This window comes from Variovorax sp. Soil_C_12 (genome assembly GCF_057657375.1).
In genome coordinates this window covers 33,584-49,255 of sequence record NZ_JBDGIO010000028.1, presented here as the reverse complement: position 1 = coordinate 49,255, position 15,672 = coordinate 33,584, and the positions used below count along the sequence as shown (strand labels likewise).

At 70.5% G+C, this 15,672-nt stretch carries 11 protein-coding genes and 1 pseudogene; 3 read left to right on the top strand and 9 right to left on the bottom strand.

From position 1 onward, the window contains the following. Positions 1-138 precede the first annotated feature (138 nt). Genes AC3A6X_RS35650 through imuA form a run of 3 tightly spaced genes read right to left on the bottom strand, consistent with a single transcriptional unit; the run spans position 139 to position 5,710 of the window. Complete coding sequence (locus tag AC3A6X_RS35650) at positions 139-3,507, bottom strand: error-prone DNA polymerase (RefSeq protein WP_487846584.1); 3,369 nt, start codon at positions 3,505-3,507, stop codon at positions 139-141. A gap of 15 nt (positions 3,508-3,522) precedes the next feature. Then, the gene (locus AC3A6X_RS35645; protein WP_487846583.1) at positions 3,523-4,941 is read right to left on the bottom strand and encodes a DNA polymerase Y subunit UmuC family protein; all 1,419 of its coding nucleotides are present in this window, start codon (positions 4,939-4,941) and stop codon (positions 3,523-3,525) included. Next, the gene (imuA, locus tag AC3A6X_RS35640; protein ID WP_487846582.1) at positions 4,910-5,710 is read right to left on the bottom strand and encodes a translesion DNA synthesis-associated protein ImuA; all 801 of its coding nucleotides are present in this window, start codon (positions 5,708-5,710) and stop codon (positions 4,910-4,912) included. The genes AC3A6X_RS35645 and imuA overlap by 32 nt, the downstream gene beginning before the upstream one ends. Positions 5,711-5,799: 89 nt before the next feature. Between imuA and AC3A6X_RS35635 the strand changes: the two genes are divergently transcribed. After that, a complete protein-coding gene (locus tag AC3A6X_RS35635) occupies positions 5,800-6,633 on the top strand; it encodes an aldo/keto reductase (RefSeq protein ID WP_487846581.1) in 834 nt (277 codons plus the stop codon). A gap of 35 nt (positions 6,634-6,668) precedes the next feature. Here the strand turns inward: AC3A6X_RS35635 and AC3A6X_RS35630 are convergent, their stop codons facing one another. From AC3A6X_RS35630 to AC3A6X_RS35605, 6 genes and pseudogenes are all read right to left on the bottom strand, one after another. Then, entirely contained in the window at positions 6,669-7,628 is a 960-nt protein-coding gene (locus AC3A6X_RS35630) for a Bug family tripartite tricarboxylate transporter substrate binding protein (protein ID WP_487846580.1), read from the bottom strand. Between the two features lie 57 nt (positions 7,629-7,685). Further along, on the bottom strand, positions 7,686-9,377 hold the full coding sequence (gene ilvD / locus AC3A6X_RS35625) for a dihydroxy-acid dehydratase (RefSeq protein WP_487846586.1): 1,692 nt from the start codon (positions 9,375-9,377) through the stop codon (positions 7,686-7,688). Positions 9,378-9,416: 39 nt separating this feature from the next. Next, positions 9,417-9,830: pseudogene (locus tag AC3A6X_RS35620) on the bottom strand (aconitase X swivel domain-containing protein); the annotation flags it as partial. A gap of 53 nt (positions 9,831-9,883) precedes the next feature. After that, entirely contained in the window at positions 9,884-11,179 is a 1,296-nt protein-coding gene (locus tag AC3A6X_RS35615) for an aconitase X (RefSeq protein ID WP_487846579.1), read from the bottom strand. A gap of 16 nt (positions 11,180-11,195) precedes the next feature. Then, the gene (locus AC3A6X_RS35610) at positions 11,196-12,032 is read right to left on the bottom strand and encodes an IclR family transcriptional regulator (RefSeq protein WP_487846578.1); all 837 of its coding nucleotides are present in this window, start codon (positions 12,030-12,032) and stop codon (positions 11,196-11,198) included. A gap of 38 nt (positions 12,033-12,070) precedes the next feature. Beyond that, complete coding sequence (locus tag AC3A6X_RS35605) at positions 12,071-13,537, bottom strand: FAD-dependent oxidoreductase (RefSeq protein ID WP_487846577.1); 1,467 nt, start codon at positions 13,535-13,537, stop codon at positions 12,071-12,073. Positions 13,538-13,685: 148 nt separating this feature from the next. Here AC3A6X_RS35605 and AC3A6X_RS35600 point away from each other — a divergent pair, with 148 nt between their 5' ends. Beyond that, on the top strand, positions 13,686-14,681 hold the full coding sequence (locus tag AC3A6X_RS35600; RefSeq protein ID WP_487846576.1) for a Bug family tripartite tricarboxylate transporter substrate binding protein: 996 nt from the start codon (positions 13,686-13,688) through the stop codon (positions 14,679-14,681). Continuing rightward, entirely contained in the window at positions 14,678-15,670 is a 993-nt protein-coding gene (locus AC3A6X_RS35595; RefSeq protein WP_487846575.1) for a Bug family tripartite tricarboxylate transporter substrate binding protein, read from the top strand. Before AC3A6X_RS35600 ends, AC3A6X_RS35595 begins: the two co-directional genes overlap by 4 nt. The last annotated feature ends 2 nt before the right edge of the window (positions 15,671-15,672 follow it).

Here is a 15,672-nt window from a genome sequence, read left to right as displayed (position 1 = left end):
ATCACCGGGCCCGCGGAATGGCAGAAGCGCATCGCCAGCGGGGAGTTCAAGACCATCATGATGGAAGCGGCTTGAGCCCAGGTTTTCAGCTTCGCGCGATGCACGGTTGCGGCGCGCGCAGCCTCGCCTCTCGTCGATTCAATGGAAGTCCCGGCTCCTGCTGCTCTTCGCGATCCGCCCCAGCAGTGGCGTCAGGTCCCGGAAGCCGGTGGCCACCAGGTGCCGCACCTCGCCGCCGCTGTCCACGTCGCGCTGCCAGGTGCCCTGCACCGCGAGCAGGTGCGACTTCAGCAGCGGCTCGCGCCAGGCCTCGACCACGTGCTTCCAGACGATCACGTTGACGTTGCCGGTCTCGTCCTCGAGCGTGACGAAGATGGTGTCGTTGGCGGTCTGCGGGCGCTGGCGGCCCATGACGATGCCGCAGGCGCGCACGGTCCGGCCACTGGGCAGGTCGCGCAGCTGCTCGGCGCTGCTGAGCTTCATGCGCGCGAGCCGCGGGCGCAGCAGCGCCAGCGGATGGCGGCGCAGCGTGAAGCCCAGCGAGGCGTAGTCGCCGACGATCTCCTCGCCCTCGGGTGCCAGGGGCAGCTGCAGCGCGCGCTCGAGGATGGGCACGCCCTTGAGCAGCGCCGGCGCGCGCCGCTGCGCGGTGGCGTCCCAGACCTGCTGGCGCCGGTGGCCCGAGAGCGCCAGCAGCGCATCGGCGGCAGCCAGTGCGGCCATGTCCTTGGCGTCGAGCTCGGCGCGCAGGGCGAGGTCTTCGGTGCTGGTGAAGGGGGCTTGGGCGCGGGCTTCGAGGATGCGGGTGGCGCCGGCTTCGCTGAGGGTGGCGATGCGGCGCAGGCCGAGGCGTATGGCGGGTTGGTGGGGGTGGCCTCGGCGATGTTCGAAGCGGGGTGGGATGCTTTGCGGACTTCCCCCAGAGGGGGAAGGAGCAACAGCCGGGGGCTCCAGGGTGCAGTCGAGATCGCTCATCGTCACATCGACCGGGCGCACCTCGACGCCATGCCGTCTGGCATCCTGCACCAGCTGCGAGGGCGAATAGAAGCCCATCGGCTGCGAATCGAGCATCGCGGCGAGGAAGCAGGCGGGCTCGTGCAGCTTGAGCCAGCTGCTCACGATCACCAGCAGCGCGAAGCTGGCGGCATGGCTTTCAGGAAAGCCGTATTCGCCGAAGCCCTGGACCTGCTTGAAGATGGACTCGGAAAACCCGCGCTCGTAGCCGTTCTCGACCATGCCTTCGACCAGGGGCTCGCGGAACTTCTCGACGCCGCCCTTGCGCTTCCAGGCCGCCATCGAACGGCGCAGGCGATCCGCCTGATCGGGCGTGAACCGGGCCGCGATCATCGCGATCTGCATCACCTGCTCCTGGAAGATCGGCACGCCGAGGGTGCGGCCCAGCGCCGGGATGAGATCGGGATAGCGGTAGTCGATCTCGCTGCCCTTGCGCACCTTCTCGCGGTTCTTGAGGTACGGATGCACCATGCCGCCCTGGATCGGCCCGGGCCGCACGATGGCGACCTCGATCACCAGGTCGTAGTAGCTGCGCGGCTTGAGGCGCGGCAGCATCGACATCTGCGCGCGGCTCTCGATCTGGAACACGCCGATGGTGTCGGCATCGCAGATCATGTCGAACACGGCCTCGTCGTCGTTCGGGATGTGGTGCATCTCGATCGCCGTGCCGCGCCAGCCGTTGACCAGGGCCAGCGTGCGCCGGATCGCGCTCAGCATGCCCAGGGCCAGGACGTCGACCTTGAGCATGCCCATGGCCTCGAGGTCGTCCTTCTCCCACTGGATGACGGAGCGGTCCTTCATCGAGGCGTTCTCCACCGGCACCAGGCGCGTGAGCTTGCTCTGCGTGAGCACGAAGCCGCCCACATGCTGGCTCAGGTGGCGCGGGAATCCGCGCAGCTGCTGCGTGAGCTCGATCCACTGCAGCAGCCTGGGCATGGCCTCCTGCACGCCCGTGCGCTGCATCGCCTCCTGCAGCCGCTGGTCGAGCACCACGCCATCGAACCAGTAGTGGTCCTTGGCGAATTCGTCGACCAGGCGGGCATCGATGCCCAGCGCCTTGCCCACGTCGCGCAGCGCGCTGCGCGAGCGGTAGCAGATCACGACCGCGGCGATGGCGGCGCGGTCGCGGCCGTACTTCCGGTAGATGTACTGGATCACCTCCTCGCGCCGCTGGTGCTCGAAGTCGACGTCGATGTCGGGCGGCTCGCGGCGCTCGCGGCTCAGGAAGCGCTCGAACAGCAGATGGCCGGTCTCGGGGTCGATGGCGGTGATGCCCAGGCAGTAGCAGACCGCCGAGTTGGCCGAGGAGCCGCGGCCCTGGCACAGGATGCCCTGGGAGCGCGCGAAGCGAACGATGTCTTCCACCGTGAGGAAGAACATCTCGTAGTGCATCTCGATGACCAGGTCGAGCTCGTGCTGGATCTGCCTGCGCACCTTCTCCGGAAGGCCCTGCGGATACTTCTCGCGCGCCCCTTCCCAGGTCTTGCGCACCAGCGTCTGCGCCGGCGTCTCGCCGTTCGCCACGTTCTCGAGCGGGTACTTGTAGTGCTCGCGGATCACGTTCAGGTCGAAGCTGCAGCGCCGCGCGACTTCGAGCGTGTTGGCCAGCAGCTCGGCCGGATAGAGGTTTGCCAGCCGCAGGCGCGAGCGCAGGTGCCGCTCGGCATTGGGCTGCAGGGCGAAGCCGCATTCGGCGACCGGGCTGCCCTCGCGCACGGCCGTGATCACGTCCTGCAGCGGCTTGCGCGAGCGCACGTGCATGTGTACGTCGCCGGCCGCCACCAGCGGCACGCCGGCCTGTGCGCCGGCCTGCAGCAGCGTGACGAGCCAGAGGTCGTCGTCGAGCTCGTTGGGCAGCTCGGCCGCGATCCAGAGGCGGCCCGCGAAGAGGCGCGCGACCTGGGCCACGTCGGCGCAGAGCGCTTCGGCGTCGGGCATGGCGCCGGGCGCGCGCAGGGGCACGAAGAGGATTTCGCAATCGCACAGCGAGACGACGTCGCTGTCGTCCCAGCTCACGTGGTAGCTGCCCTTGGGCGCCGTGGTGCGCGCGGCGGTGATGAACTCGCAGAGGTTGCCCCAGCCTTCCAGATCGTGCGCGATCGCCACCAGCTTGAAGCGCTCGAAGCGGAACTCGCTGCCGAACAGCAGGCGGAAGGGATGCTGCTGCGAAGGATCGAGCGTCTCGAGGAGCTCCCGCAGCGCTTCGTGCGCGCGCACCACGCCGGCCACCGAGCATTCGTCGGTGATCGCGAGCGCCTCGTAGCCGAGCGCGTAGGCGCGCTGCACGAGCTCTTCGGGATGCGAGGCCCCGCGCTGGAAGCTGAAGTTCGTGAGGCAGTGCAGCTCGGCGTAGGCCGGCAGTACCGGCAACCCCTGCGGCATCGGCGGCATCGGCGGCCCGGCTTCCGGCTGTGGCAGCCGCGGCGGCAAGGCATGCACCGTGGCCGAGGCACGCTTGCGCTTCAGGATCTGCTTGTCGCTGAGTTCGGGCATGGCCTCATCCTTCGCTCAGGCGTAGAGCCCTTGCAGGAACCAGCGCGGCGCCTCGTCGGACAGGAAGGCCGAGGGCCGCTCGCGAAAGATCCAGACCAGGCCCGCCTCCGGGCTCTCGGCGATGTAGTAGTCGCGCACGGCCGGGTGGCCGCCCTCTTCCGCGCCCTCCTTCGCGCCCTGCCCCGGGCCGCCCCACCAGCCGGCCTCCAGCCGCTGCGGCCCGACCCGCTTGCGCAGCACGCCGCGGAAGCAGGGATGGCCGTCGCGCACTTCCAGCCGCAAGGGCTCGCGCAGCAGCCAGGACGGGTAGATGGCCCCCTGCTCCCCGACGGGGCCATCGGTCGCCTTGGGGCGGCCCGGCGTCGGCCGAGCCGCCGATTGCGAAGCCGCCGGCGGTGGCGAGGCAGCAGCCTGCGGCTTGTGCAATGCAGGCCGCCACGTCTGCCGGCACTCGGGCCGGTGATCGGCCTGGGCGACCGCGCGCAGCACCTGCTGCGGCCCCAGCCGCGCGCTGAGCCGTTCGACCAGCTCGTGCAGCTTGTCGCCCTTGCGGTTGTCTTCGGGCAGGAAGCTGGTGCTGGCCCCGGCCCAGGGCGCGGTCTCGACCGAGCGCAGACGCAGCCAGCTCGCCGGCGCGGCCAGCGTCGTGAGCGCGAGCCGCTCGGCCAGGAGGCGCCGCAGGTGCGCCATGTCCTGCGTGGGCTCGGCCGTGCGCACCGTGAGCTGCTGGTGCGGCGGCAGCGTGACGCCGTTGAGCCGCTTCAGGTCCAGCGTCCATTGCAGCTCGATCGCCACCGCGCCGCGCTGGCGCGCCCGCAGCCAGATCTGCAGCGCCGCCAGCAGGCGGTTGGCCGACCACATGAGCTCGGGCGCGCCCTCGGCCAGCGCGGGCAGCTCCAGCTTCTGCTCGAACACGTCGGGCAGCTGCAGCCACTCATGGCCGTCGGGCGCCAGGCCGTAGGCCACGTCGAGGGCCGCGCGCAATGCCTTGCCGAAGCGGCGCGTGAGGCCGCCGCGTGGCAGCTTCTCGACATCGCCCCAGCTGCGGCAGCCCAAATGCGCCAGCACTTCCAGGTGATCGCGCGCCGCGCTCAGCGTGTCGAGCGGCAGGCCGGACGGCAGCTCGTACGGCGGCTGCTCGCCGCGCGCGAACATGCGCAGCCGCGCCAGCGCGACCAGGCTGGTCGCGCCCTGCGCGCGCTGCACGGGGATTTCCGGCACCGGGTTGAGCCGCGCGATCTCGCGCATCAAGGCCAGGCGCCCACCCCACAGCCGCTCGCAGGCCGAGACTTCGAGCAGCAGGGCTTCGCCGTCGACCCAGGCAACGTGCGGCGTGAACTGCAGGGCCCACCAGCCGAGCGCCTCGGGAGACGGCAGCGGCACCTCCTGGGCGGCGGCGATCTCAGGCGGCCAGCGCAATGCGATCCAGTGCATGGCCTTGCTCCGCGTGGAGGCCGAGGCGGAGCACGGTCGCGCCTTCGGTCCTGGGTGGCAGCCCGCCCTCCTGCTGCCGGCGCAGCTTGCGCCGGAGCTGGCTGGCCGCAAGCAGCGCCGTCATGCGCTCGCTGCGCGCCGGCAGTTGCAGGGGCGCCGCCAGCGGCGGGCCGCGGCGCTTGAGGATGTGGACGTCGATCTGCGCGGCGTCTGCGGCGCAGGCGGCGAGCCGCAAACGCAACCGCGCCGGCGACGCCGAATGGGCGGCCGCGTCCGGGCGAAACACGAACAGCAGGCGGTCGTGCTGCGCCGCCGCAAGCTGCAGCCGCCGCAGATCGCCCACCCGCGCCTGCGGCAGCCAGGCCAGCACGGCGGCCACCTCGGCGCAGCGCAAGGCTTGTTCGCAGGCCCAGAGCCGCGCGGCCTGTGCTTCGCTGCGCACCCACAGCAGCGCCTCGACCGGCAGGCCCTGCGCCGCAAGCGCGGGGCCGAAGGGTTCCTGCGGCGCGCCGATCAGCGCAACGGGCCCCGCGCCGCCCTGCACGGCCTGCGCCAGCGCCGGCAGCAGCAGTTGCCAGGCATGGGCTTCGGGCGCAGCCTGCAGCAGCTCCGTCATCGCGCCCACCGGCCAGCCGCCGCCGGGCAGTTGCGCATCGAGCGCCGCATGCCCCGTGCCGATGACCTGCCCATCGGCCAGGCCCAGCGTGTCCCCGCGCCAGACCTTGTGGCGGGCGGCGGAGGAAAAGGAGTCGAAGGAAGGCAGGCCCATGATGATCCAGATAACTGTATTTTTATACAGTATTCCTGGGTGCCAAGGTTTTCTTTTTCCGAGTCCAGGACGATCATGTGGAAAAGTCCATGGCGCCCATGACCACCCGCCCCATCCCCTCTACCCGCGAAGCCCTGCCGGTGATCGGCTGCGGCACCTGGCTCGGCTTCGATGTCAGCCCCGGCAGCGCCGAGCACCAGCGCCTGCCGGGCGTGCTCGATGCGCTGTTCGCCGCCGGCGGCTCGCTGATCGACAGCTCGCCGATGTACGGCCGCGCCGAGTCCGTGGTGGGCGCGCTGCTGGCCGCGAGCGGGCAGCGCGAGAAGGCCTTCCTCGCCACCAAGGTCTGGACCTCCGGCCGCGAGGCCGGCATCGCGCAGATGGAGCAGTCCTTCCAGCGCCTGCGCACGCCGCGCATCGACCTGCTGCAGGTACACAACCTGGTCGACTGGCGCACCCACCTGGCGACGCTGCGCGACTGGAAGGCCCAAGGCCGCGTGCGCTATATCGGCATCACGCACTACACCGCCTCGGCCTATGCCGAGGTCGAGGCGGTGCTGCGCGCCGAGCCGCTCGACTTCCTGCAGATCAACTACTCGGTCGACGCGCGCCAGGCCGAGGAGCGACTGCTGCCGCTGGCAGCCGAGCGCGGCATGGCAGTGATCGTCAACATGCCCTTCGGCGGCGGCGGCGGGCTGCTGCGCCGGCTGCGCGCCCAGCCCCTGCCCGGCTGGGCGAACGAGATCGGCTGCGCAAGCTGGGCGCAGCTGCTGCTGAAGTTCGTGCTGAGCCATCCCGCCGTGACCTGCACCATCCCCGGCACCACCTGGCCCGAGCACATGGCGGACAACGCGGCGGCCGCTGCGGGCAGCTTTCCCGATGCGGCCTTCTGGCAGCGCAACGCTGCCTCGCTGCCGCTTTAGGGCCTGTCAGGACGCATCGGCCGCAGGCATCGGCGCTACGCGTCGAACTTCAGGTTGTGCTGTTTCACGGTCGCGCCGAAGGCCTCGTACTGCGTGCGGAAGAAGGCGGCGAATTGCTCCGGACTCATGCCGTAGCCCTCGAAGCCCTGCTGTACGAGCTGCTCGCGCACCTCGGGGCGCGCCAGCGTCTTCTGAAGCTCGGTCGAGAGCCGCTCGGTGATCGCCGCGGGCAGGCCTGGCGGTCCGAAGAAGCCGGCCCAGGGCGTGATGGTGAGCTTGCCCAGACCCAGCTCGGCCGCCGTCGGCACCTCCGGCAACAAGGGGCTGCGCTGCGGCTGCAGTGTGAGCAGGGCCCGGATGCGCCCCTCCTTGACGAAGGCCGGCGCCAACGTGCCGGTGGTGAACATCATGTGGATCTGCCCGCCCAACAGGTCGGTCATGGCCTGCATGTCGCCCTTGTAGCGGGCGTTGACCACCTTGCGCTGCTGGCCGAGCAGCTGGAGCATCGCGAGCTCGGAGGCGCTGTTGCTCGAGGCCGAGTTATAGCCCCCGGGCTTGGCCGCGACCGCCGCAAGCAGCTCGTCGACGCTCTTCGCCGGAAAGCCGGAGGGCACCACGAGGAACATCGAGAACTGGCCGGCCGAGCTGATCGGCGTGAAGGCCTTAAAGGGGTCGTAGGGCGGGTTGGGCCGCAGCGTGGGCGCCGCCACCATGGCGGTGTTGGTGCCCATCAGCAGCGTGTACCCGTCGGGCGGCGCGCTCGCCACCGCCTGCGCCGACAGGATGCCGTCGGCGCCGGGCCGGTTGTCCACGATGACCTGCTGTCCCAGCTGCTTCGCGAGCCCCTGCGCAATGATGCGCGTGAGCGCGTCGGCGCCGCCGCCGGGCGCGAAGCCCACGACCAGGCGCAGCGGCTTCTGGGGGTAGCTGTCCGCCGCCCAGGCGGTGGCGGACAGCGCCGAGGCGGCCCATGTCAGGAAGATTCGGCGTTGCATGGCTGTCTCCTTGTTCTGGTTGGCTTGCATCGAAAGCGCGGCGCCCTTGGATGAGGCTTAGCTTGGCGGCTCGCTGCGCACCAGCACAGCGCCTTGCGACAGCGCGCCCACGTTGCGCCGGTATTGCTGCAGCCAGCCGGTGTCGTGCATGAGCGCAGGGGCGCGCCACCCCGCGCGGCGCGCCTGCAACTGCACGTCGCTGAGGTCGACATCGAGGCGGCGCGCGTCGAGGTCGATGGTGATCGTGTCGCCATCCTGCAGCAGCCCCAGCGGGCCGCCCAACGCCGCTTCCGGCGACACCTCCGCCACCACCAGCCCCTTGCAGACCAGGCCGGAGAGATGGCCGTCGGTCAGCAGCGCGACCTGGTCGCCCAGGCCCGCGCCGTCGATCGCGAACACCACGCGCGAGGCGCCGCCGCCCATCGCCGGCCCACCGCAGGCGCCGGCGCCGCGCATCACCACCACCTGGCCGGGATGGATGCCGCCCTGCTTCAGCGCCGCGATGGCCGCGTCCGCGCTCCAGAAACACACGGCCGGCCCGGTGAAGCGGCGCTGCTTGCGCTCCACGATGCCGGTCTTGATCAGGCCCGACTCGGGCGCGAGATTGCCGCGCAGCAGCACGATGGCCGGCAGTGGCGCGACCGGGCGTGCGATCGGGCGGATCACTTCCGCGTCCGCCACCTCGGCATGCCGCAGGTTGTGCGCGACCGTGTCGCCGGTCACGGTGAGCGCTGCGGTGTCGAGCAGCGGCGCCAGCTGCTTCATCAAGGCGCGGCAGCCGCCGGCGGCCTCGAACTGCTCGATGCTGTGCTCGCCGATGGGCCGCACGCCGGCCAGCACCGGCGTGAGCGGTCCCAGCTTCTCGAACAGGCCATAGACATCCACGCCGCACTGCCCCTCGGTCGCCACGGCCTGCAGATGCTTGGCCGTGTTGAGCGAGCCGCCGATGGCCAGCACCGCGCGCACGGCGTTGGCGAAGGCGCCGGGCCCGAGGATGTCGCGCGGCTTCAAGTCCGCCCACACCATCTGCACGATGCGCGTGCCCGCGGCGCGCACGTCGGCCATCATCTTCGGGCTCAATGCCGCCACCGGCGCGCTGCCTGGCAGCGCCAGGCCGAGCGCCTCGCAGACGATGTGCATCGAGTTCGCGGTGCCCAGGCCCGAGCACACGCCCGGGCCGCGGATGGCTTCGCGGCTCATGCCGACCAGCTCTTCCACCGGCAGGCTGCCGGTGACCGCGTGCATGGCGCCGATGAACACCTCCTCGATGTCCATGTGCCGGCCGCGGTACTCGCCGCTGGGCTGGTAGCCGCAAGGCACCAGCAGCGTCGGGATGTTCAGGCGCGCGGCGGCCATGAGCTGGCCCGGCACGGTCTTGTCGCAGGACGTGAGGCAGACCATGCCGTCGAGCTGCGCGCCCTCGACCGCGACTTCGATGTCGTTGGTCACCAGGTCGCGTGCGGCCAGCATGTAGGCGCCGCGCGCGCCGGCGCCGGTGATGAAGTCGCTGGGCGCGGCGGTGCGGATCTCGAAGGGCACGCCACCTGCGGCGCGGATCGCGGTCTTGACCTCGGCCGCCACCTTGTCCAGATGGCTGAAGCAGGCCGCGAGCTCGGAGGAGCTGTTGACGATCGCGATCTTGGGCTTCTCGCAGTCCTCCTCGGGAATGCCGAGCGCGCGCCAGTGCGCGTTGCGCACCGACCAGAGGTAGGAGCCGCGCGGGAAGTTGCTGCGCAGGGGGCGTGTCATGCGTGGTCTCCCGGTTGTCTTCTTCGTGACTTCGACGATCCCGCGCTCGGCATCCACGCGCACCCAGTCGCCGGTCTCGATGCAGCCGAGCGGGTCGCGATCGAAATCGGTCAGCGCCGGCGCGTGCGTGACCACGGCGCCGAGCGCGATCTTGGTGGTCATCTCGTTGAACAGCATGGCCGCGGGCGCCATGCCCATCAGCCGCGCGACATGGAACATCGCGGACCAGCCCGAGGAGCCCTTGGCGCCCGGAAAGACCAGCACCTTGCCGGCGAAGGACCGGCCGCGCAGCTCGTGCCGCGTTTCGATGATGGTGCCGGTGCGCGGGTCGATGCCGCCCCAGCCCGAGATGCGCTCGCGCGTGACCAGGGCCTCGCCTTCGGCGATGCCGCCCACCACCTTGCGGCCGTGCAGCGTGAACACCGAGGTCTGTTCGGCAACGACGGCGTTCATTGGAGTACCTTCGCCTTCGGCTGCGGTATTCGCCTTGGGAGCGGCCCGGCGGCTCATGCAAGGCTCCCGTTCCAGCGGCCGGTGCAGGCCGCATCAATGCACTGCGCCGTGCTGCCGAACCAGGCCTCGACGCCCAGGATCGCAGGTAGGTAGTGGGCCTGCTTGGCGGAATCGAGCGCCACGGTCTTCGTGCCCTTGGGCACGGCACGGCTCATGGCCGAGCAGCTGTCGGACATGAGGATGCCGCCCGCGTCCTCGATGGTCTTCGTGTAGCCGTTGCGGTCGGCCAGCGACTTGATGGCGCGCGGCGTGAAGATCCAGAGCTCGCAGTTCTCGTGCACCTTGCGGCCTTCCAGCAGCTGTGCGGCTTCCCAGATCTGCTCGATGGTGTAGTGCGGACAGCCCAGCATCACGTACTGGACCTCGGCGTCACGCCCCGTGGCGTTGATCTTCTCGTAGGTGGCGCGGCGCTCGGCCGCGCCGTAGCGCAGCACCTCGCGCGGCGCCTTGCCGCCGAGCGCCTGCTCCAGCGTCAGCGCCTCCGGCGTGACGCCGACGATGTGGTACATCTCGACGCCGCCCGAGGACGAGGCCGCGGCGCCGAAGTGCTTGAGCCGCGGCAGGTTCGGCACCCGGCCGATGCCGTGCCGGGCGTGGACCACGGGCACGCGCTCCTGCACGAGATCGCCGATGTAGTAGCCCAGGAGGCCCCAGTCCTCCACCGACTCGACCTCGATGTCGAGCTCCACCACGTGCGTGGCGCGGCGGTTCTCGTCGAGGTGCAAGCCCCAGTATGGAATGCGCCCGGTCAGCATGGCGGCGCCGGTGCTCTCGCGGCCTTCGGTGTTGGTGCGCGCGCCCAGCACCGAGTTGCAATACACCACCGCCGACGACTCCATCCACGCGCAATGCTCGCCGCGCGTCGGGATGTTGCCGACCTGATAAGGGGTGCAGGTGTTCATGATCTGCGCGCCGAGCCCGGCTGCGTGCCGCTCGCTCTTTGCGTAGAACTCGACGATCGCCTCGCTCACGCCCATGCGCTGGGGCTGACCGGGATCGAAGCCCAGCTGCAGATGACTGGTGAAGGTCTTGAACTTCGGGATCGCCACCACCTCCTGGCTGTCGAGGCTGAACTCGGAGAACACCGCGTCCATGCCTCCGCCTCGTTGCAGCGCGAAGTCGCGCTGGAAGGGCGTGGTCGAGGTGATTGTGGCGCAGACGTTGTGCGTCTCGACCAGGCGTTCGGCGCCGAGCGCTTCGCCGTAGCGCAGCAGCAGGTGCATCGCCTTCTGCAGGGCAGGGCCGCCCTGGCCGTCGCGCATGGCTTTCTCTTCGTCGCTCAGGTGCATGGCCTGTGCCTCTCGATCAAGGCCTGGGCACCGGCACATGGCCGCCGATGTCGCGCGCGATGCTGAGCGCGATGTCGTGCAGGCGCGGCGCCAGCTCGTTGCGAAGCCGCTCCTCGGAGAAGACGAAGGCCGCGCCGCCGCCGTTGAGCGCCATGATCTCGTCGCCGGGCCCGATCAGCGGCACCGAGACCGAGTTGATCTCGCGATGGAACTCGCCCAGCGACAGGCAATAGCCCAGGCGCCGGGCCTCGTCGATGGCGCGCAGCATGTTGGGTGCGAGGGCATCCCATTCGGGGCCGCGCAGCAGGCGCATCGAATCCAGCAGCTGCGTGCGCTGCGCCTCGGGCAGGGCCGACAGGTAGGCCCGGCCCAGCGCGGAGTTGGGCAGCGGCGCGCGCGAGCCCACGTCCAGCCGTGCCGACAGCATCGACGAGCGCGGCCGGCAGGCCTCGATCAGCACCATCTCCATGCCGTCACGCACCGCCAGGTAGACCGATGCGCCCACCTCCTCGGCCAGCGCCTGCATGCTGGGCCGCGCCGCGGCGCGCACGTCCAGGCTGCCGAGGAATACGCGCGCTAGCGACACCACGCCGGGCCCGAGCATGAAGCGGTCGGCCGCCGGCGCGGACTTGAGCATGCCCATCGCGAGCAGCGTCGCGACCAGGCGGTTGACGGTCGGCCGCGGGATGCCGGTCATGCGCGCGACATCGGCGTAGCCGAGCACCGGGCGGTCCTCGCTGAAGCAGCGCAGCACCGAGATGCCGCGCTCGAGGGCGCTGACGGTGTCGGAGCGGTCGGCGCGCGATTCGGCGGGCTCGGCGTTGAGGGCGTTGTCGTTGGGGTCGGCTGGCATGGAAGAACCCTTGGCAAGAGTTCCCAATGTAGATGGGCTCATGCGTTCGCTCCGGCGACGGCTGCCTGCCGATGCGACGGCGCCGATGCGTGCCCGGCCGCCGCGCCGCGCAGATAGACGCCCTGGTCCAGCAAGGCTGCCTGCAGCGCATCGACCGCCACAGCCCGCGGCGCGATGCGGGCGCGCGAGGCCAGCGCGGCCGCCACGCCCGCGGCCTGGCCGGTGATCCAGCACTGCGGGATCTCGCGCATGAAGCCGTGCGAATTGCGGTCGCAGGAGATGTGCCGCCCGCAGGCCAGCAGGCCGTCGAGCTGCTGCGGCACCAGCGCGCCGTAGGGGATCGAGATGTTGGGGAACTTGGGCGAAACGGCCGGCGACACGCCCACCTCGTCGGCCAGCGCGCGGCCCTCGGGCCACTGGCTGCGCAGCACCGCGCCCACGCCGCTCAGGCGCCGCGCATGGCGCACGCCGATCTGCGGCGCGCTCAGCATCAGGTAGGCGTTCTCGAAGCCCGGCGCATGGGCGCGGAAGTAGTCCAGGTGCGCCGCCATCGCACGGTGCGAGCGCACCTCCACGGCGGTCAGGTCGTCGACGTCCAGCGCCGAATAGCCCGACTGGCGCGGCCCCATGAAGAGCGCGATGTCGTTGCGCCAGGAGACGAAGGGCCGCTCGAACAGGCCGAGCGCTTCGCGCCCGCGCGCCATGAAGGCGGAGAACTGCTCGGGCTGGCCGGCCTTGAATTCGATCCAGCGCGCCATGTCGACGCCGCCGAACAGCCAGGAGGTGTTCATGCAGTGATGCACGTCGGCCTCCTCGATGTCGTTGACGTAGGCCGCGCCGGCGCGCGCGAACAGGTCGCCGTCGCCGGTGGCGTCGACCACCACGTCGGCCATGATGGCCATGCGGCCTTCCTTGCTCTCGAACACCACGCCCTTGACCGCGCCGTCCTGCACGATCGGGATGGCCGCCCACGAGTGGTAGATCAGCTTGACCTTGCGCTCCAGCACGATCTCTTGCGACAGCAGCTTCAGGCGCTCCGGGTCGATGGTGGGCGACCAGGTAACGACGCCGTGGTAGGCCGCGGTGCGCTGCGACCAGTGCGCCGCCTTCGCCGCGTCCTGCGAGCCCCAGTCGGCGCGCGGCGGGCCGGCCACGGCATCGGCGGGCAGGCGGTCGAAAAGCTCCTCCGCGAAGCCGCGGATCACGAGACGGCCTTCCCAGTCGCTCATGCGGTCGATCCAGATCACGAGGCCGCCGGTGGACAGCCCGCCCAGGTGGTTGTAGCGCTCGAGCAGGGCGACGTCGGCGCCCTGCCTTGCTGCCGCCGCCGCGGCCGCCGTGCCCGAGGGGCCGCCGCCCACGACCAGCACGCCGCAGCGGTGATAGACCGGGATGTCCCTGCCGGGCTCCGACCAGGTGCCGTGGTCGGGCCGCTGGACGCGGTTGTCGCGATCGAAGATGTCGGAGCTCAGGATGCGCTCGTCGGTACGGACCACAGTTTTCATGGGCTCGGGCTTCGTGTTGGTTGTATTTTGGACAAACTAATCATTTATCAAACAACACAAGCCGAAAACACGGGTATTCCCTGGTATTTAAACATCATTAATGAATAGATAGTCCACAAAAATCACCCAACCAAAATCAGGAGACCTGATGAATCCGCTCTTCCGGGCTCGCCGGGCCGGGATCGTGCTGGCCGGCCTTGCACTGCTCCTGGGCCCGGCGCTGCCGGCCGCGGCGCAGGACTTCCCCGTCAAAGGCAAGCCGATACGCATCGTGGTGGGCTTCACCGCCGGCGGCGGTACCGATGCGCAGGCGCGCATCGTGGCGCAGAAGCTCGGCGAGCTGCTCGGCACCAGCGTCATCGTCGACAACAAGCCCGGCGCCAGCACCATGCTGGCCGCCAGCGAGGTCGCCCGTGCCGCGCCCGACGGCCACACCCTGCTTTACGCGCCCTCCTCCACCATGGCGCAGAACCCGCACACGCTTTCGCAGGTGCCCTACGACCCCTTCAAGGACTTCACGCCGATCACCATGGGCGGGCGCGGGCCGCTGGTGCTGTCGATGAATGCCGGCCTGCCGGTCGCCAACGTGCGCGAGCTGGTGGCCTACGTCAAGGCGCGGCCGGGCACGGTGAGCTATGCCTCCTTCGGGGCCGGCACCTCCTCGCACATCTACGGCGAGGCCTTCGTCCAGAAGACCGGCCTGGATGCGGTGCACATCCCCTACAAGGGCGGCTCGGACGCGGCCAAGGACCTGATCGGCGGCCGCGTCCAGTACATGTTCGACTCGGCTTCCTCGGCCGTCATCGCCGCCGGCACCGGCAAGGTGAAGATCCTCGCCGTCGCGGCGCCGGCGCGCATCGCGGCCCTGCCGGAGGTCCCGACCCTGGCCGAAGAGGGCGTGGCCGGGCTCGACCTGCCGAGCTGGCTCGGCTTCTACGGACCGGCGCGGATGCCGGCGCCGGTGGTCGCGAAGCTCAACGCGGCGCTGGCCCAGGTGCTCGCCCTGCCCGCGGTGCGCGACTTCTACCGCAACGGCGGCTACGAGGCCGGCGCCACCACGCCCGCTGAATTCGCCGACATCACCCGCGCCACCTTCGAGCGCTGGGGCGACATGGTCCGGCAGGTTGGGCTCGCGAAGCAATGAGCGCGGGTACCTCGCGTCGCAGTGTCCTCGCGTGGCTGGCGGGCGGGGGTGCCTTCGCCGCGCTGGCCCAGACATCGGCGTTCCCGGAAAAGGCGAGAACCATCCGCATCGTGCTCGGCCTGGCCGCGGGCGGCGCCTCGGACGCGCAGGCGCGCTTCGTCGCCAACAAGCTCGCCGAGGTGCTGCAGACGCCGGTGATCGTGGAGAACCGGCCGGGCGCCAGCTTCATCCTGGCGACCGAGGAGGTGATCCGCGCGGCCCCCGATGGCTACACGCTGATGTACGCGCCCTCCTCCGTGGTGGCGCAGAACCCGCAGACGCTGGCGCAGGTGCGCTACGACCCCTTCAGGGACCTAACGCCGATCTCGCTCGGCGCCCGCGGCCCGCTGGTGCTGACGGTGCATGCCAGCGTGCCGGCGCACAACGTGCAGGAGCTCGTCGCCTACATCAAGGCCAACCCCGGCAAGCTGGGCTACGCCTCCTTCGGCACCGGCACCTCCTCGCACATCTATGGCGAGGCCTTCGCGCGGCAGGCCGGGCTGGACGTGGTACACGTTCCCTACAAGGGCGGCGCCGATGCGGCGAAGGACTTCCTGGCAGGCCGGGTGCAGTACTACTTCGACGCCGCACCCAACGCGATCCAGAACGCGGCGACCGGCAAGGTCCGCATGCTGGCCGTGGCCGCCCCGCGGCGCAGCCCGATGCTGCCCGACGTGCCCACCATGACCGAGCAGGGCATGCGCGGCCTGGACATGCCGAGCTGGCTGGGCTTTTACGGCCCGGCGCGCATGCCATCGGCGGTGGTCGACAGCCTCAACGCTGCGCTGGTGCAGGTCCTGGCGATGCCGGCCACGCGCGAGTTCTTCCGCCAGGGTGCCTACGAGGCCGAGTCCTCGAGCCCGCAGCAGCTGCGCGAGCTCACGCGCGCGACCTACGACCAGTGGGGCGACATCATCCGCAGGCTGGGCCTGACGAAGCAGTCGCAGTAGCG

Coding starts and splice junctions, on each gene's coding strand:
- AC3A6X_RS35650 (WP_487846584.1), bottom strand. CDS start 3,507: ATGCCCGAACTCAGCGACAAGCAGATCCTGAAGCGCAAGCGTGCCTCG.
- AC3A6X_RS35645 (WP_487846583.1), bottom strand. CDS start 4,941: ATGCACTGGATCGCATTGCGCTGGCCGCCTGAGATCGCCGCCGCCCAG.
- imuA (WP_487846582.1), bottom strand. CDS start 5,710: ATGGGCCTGCCTTCCTTCGACTCCTTTTCCTCCGCCGCCCGCCACAAG.
- AC3A6X_RS35635 (WP_487846581.1), top strand. CDS start 5,800: ATGGCGCCCATGACCACCCGCCCCATCCCCTCTACCCGCGAAGCCCTG.
- AC3A6X_RS35630 (WP_487846580.1), bottom strand. CDS start 7,628: ATGCAACGCCGAATCTTCCTGACATGGGCCGCCTCGGCGCTGTCCGCC.
- ilvD (WP_487846586.1), bottom strand. CDS start 9,377: ATGACACGCCCCCTGCGCAGCAACTTCCCGCGCGGCTCCTACCTCTGG.
- AC3A6X_RS35615 (WP_487846579.1), bottom strand. CDS start 11,179: ATGCACCTGAGCGACGAAGAGAAAGCCATGCGCGACGGCCAGGGCGGC.
- AC3A6X_RS35610 (WP_487846578.1), bottom strand. CDS start 12,032: ATGCCAGCCGACCCCAACGACAACGCCCTCAACGCCGAGCCCGCCGAA.
- AC3A6X_RS35605 (WP_487846577.1), bottom strand. CDS start 13,537: ATGAAAACTGTGGTCCGTACCGACGAGCGCATCCTGAGCTCCGACATC.
- AC3A6X_RS35600 (WP_487846576.1), top strand. CDS start 13,686: ATGAATCCGCTCTTCCGGGCTCGCCGGGCCGGGATCGTGCTGGCCGGC.
- AC3A6X_RS35595 (WP_487846575.1), top strand. CDS start 14,678: ATGAGCGCGGGTACCTCGCGTCGCAGTGTCCTCGCGTGGCTGGCGGGC.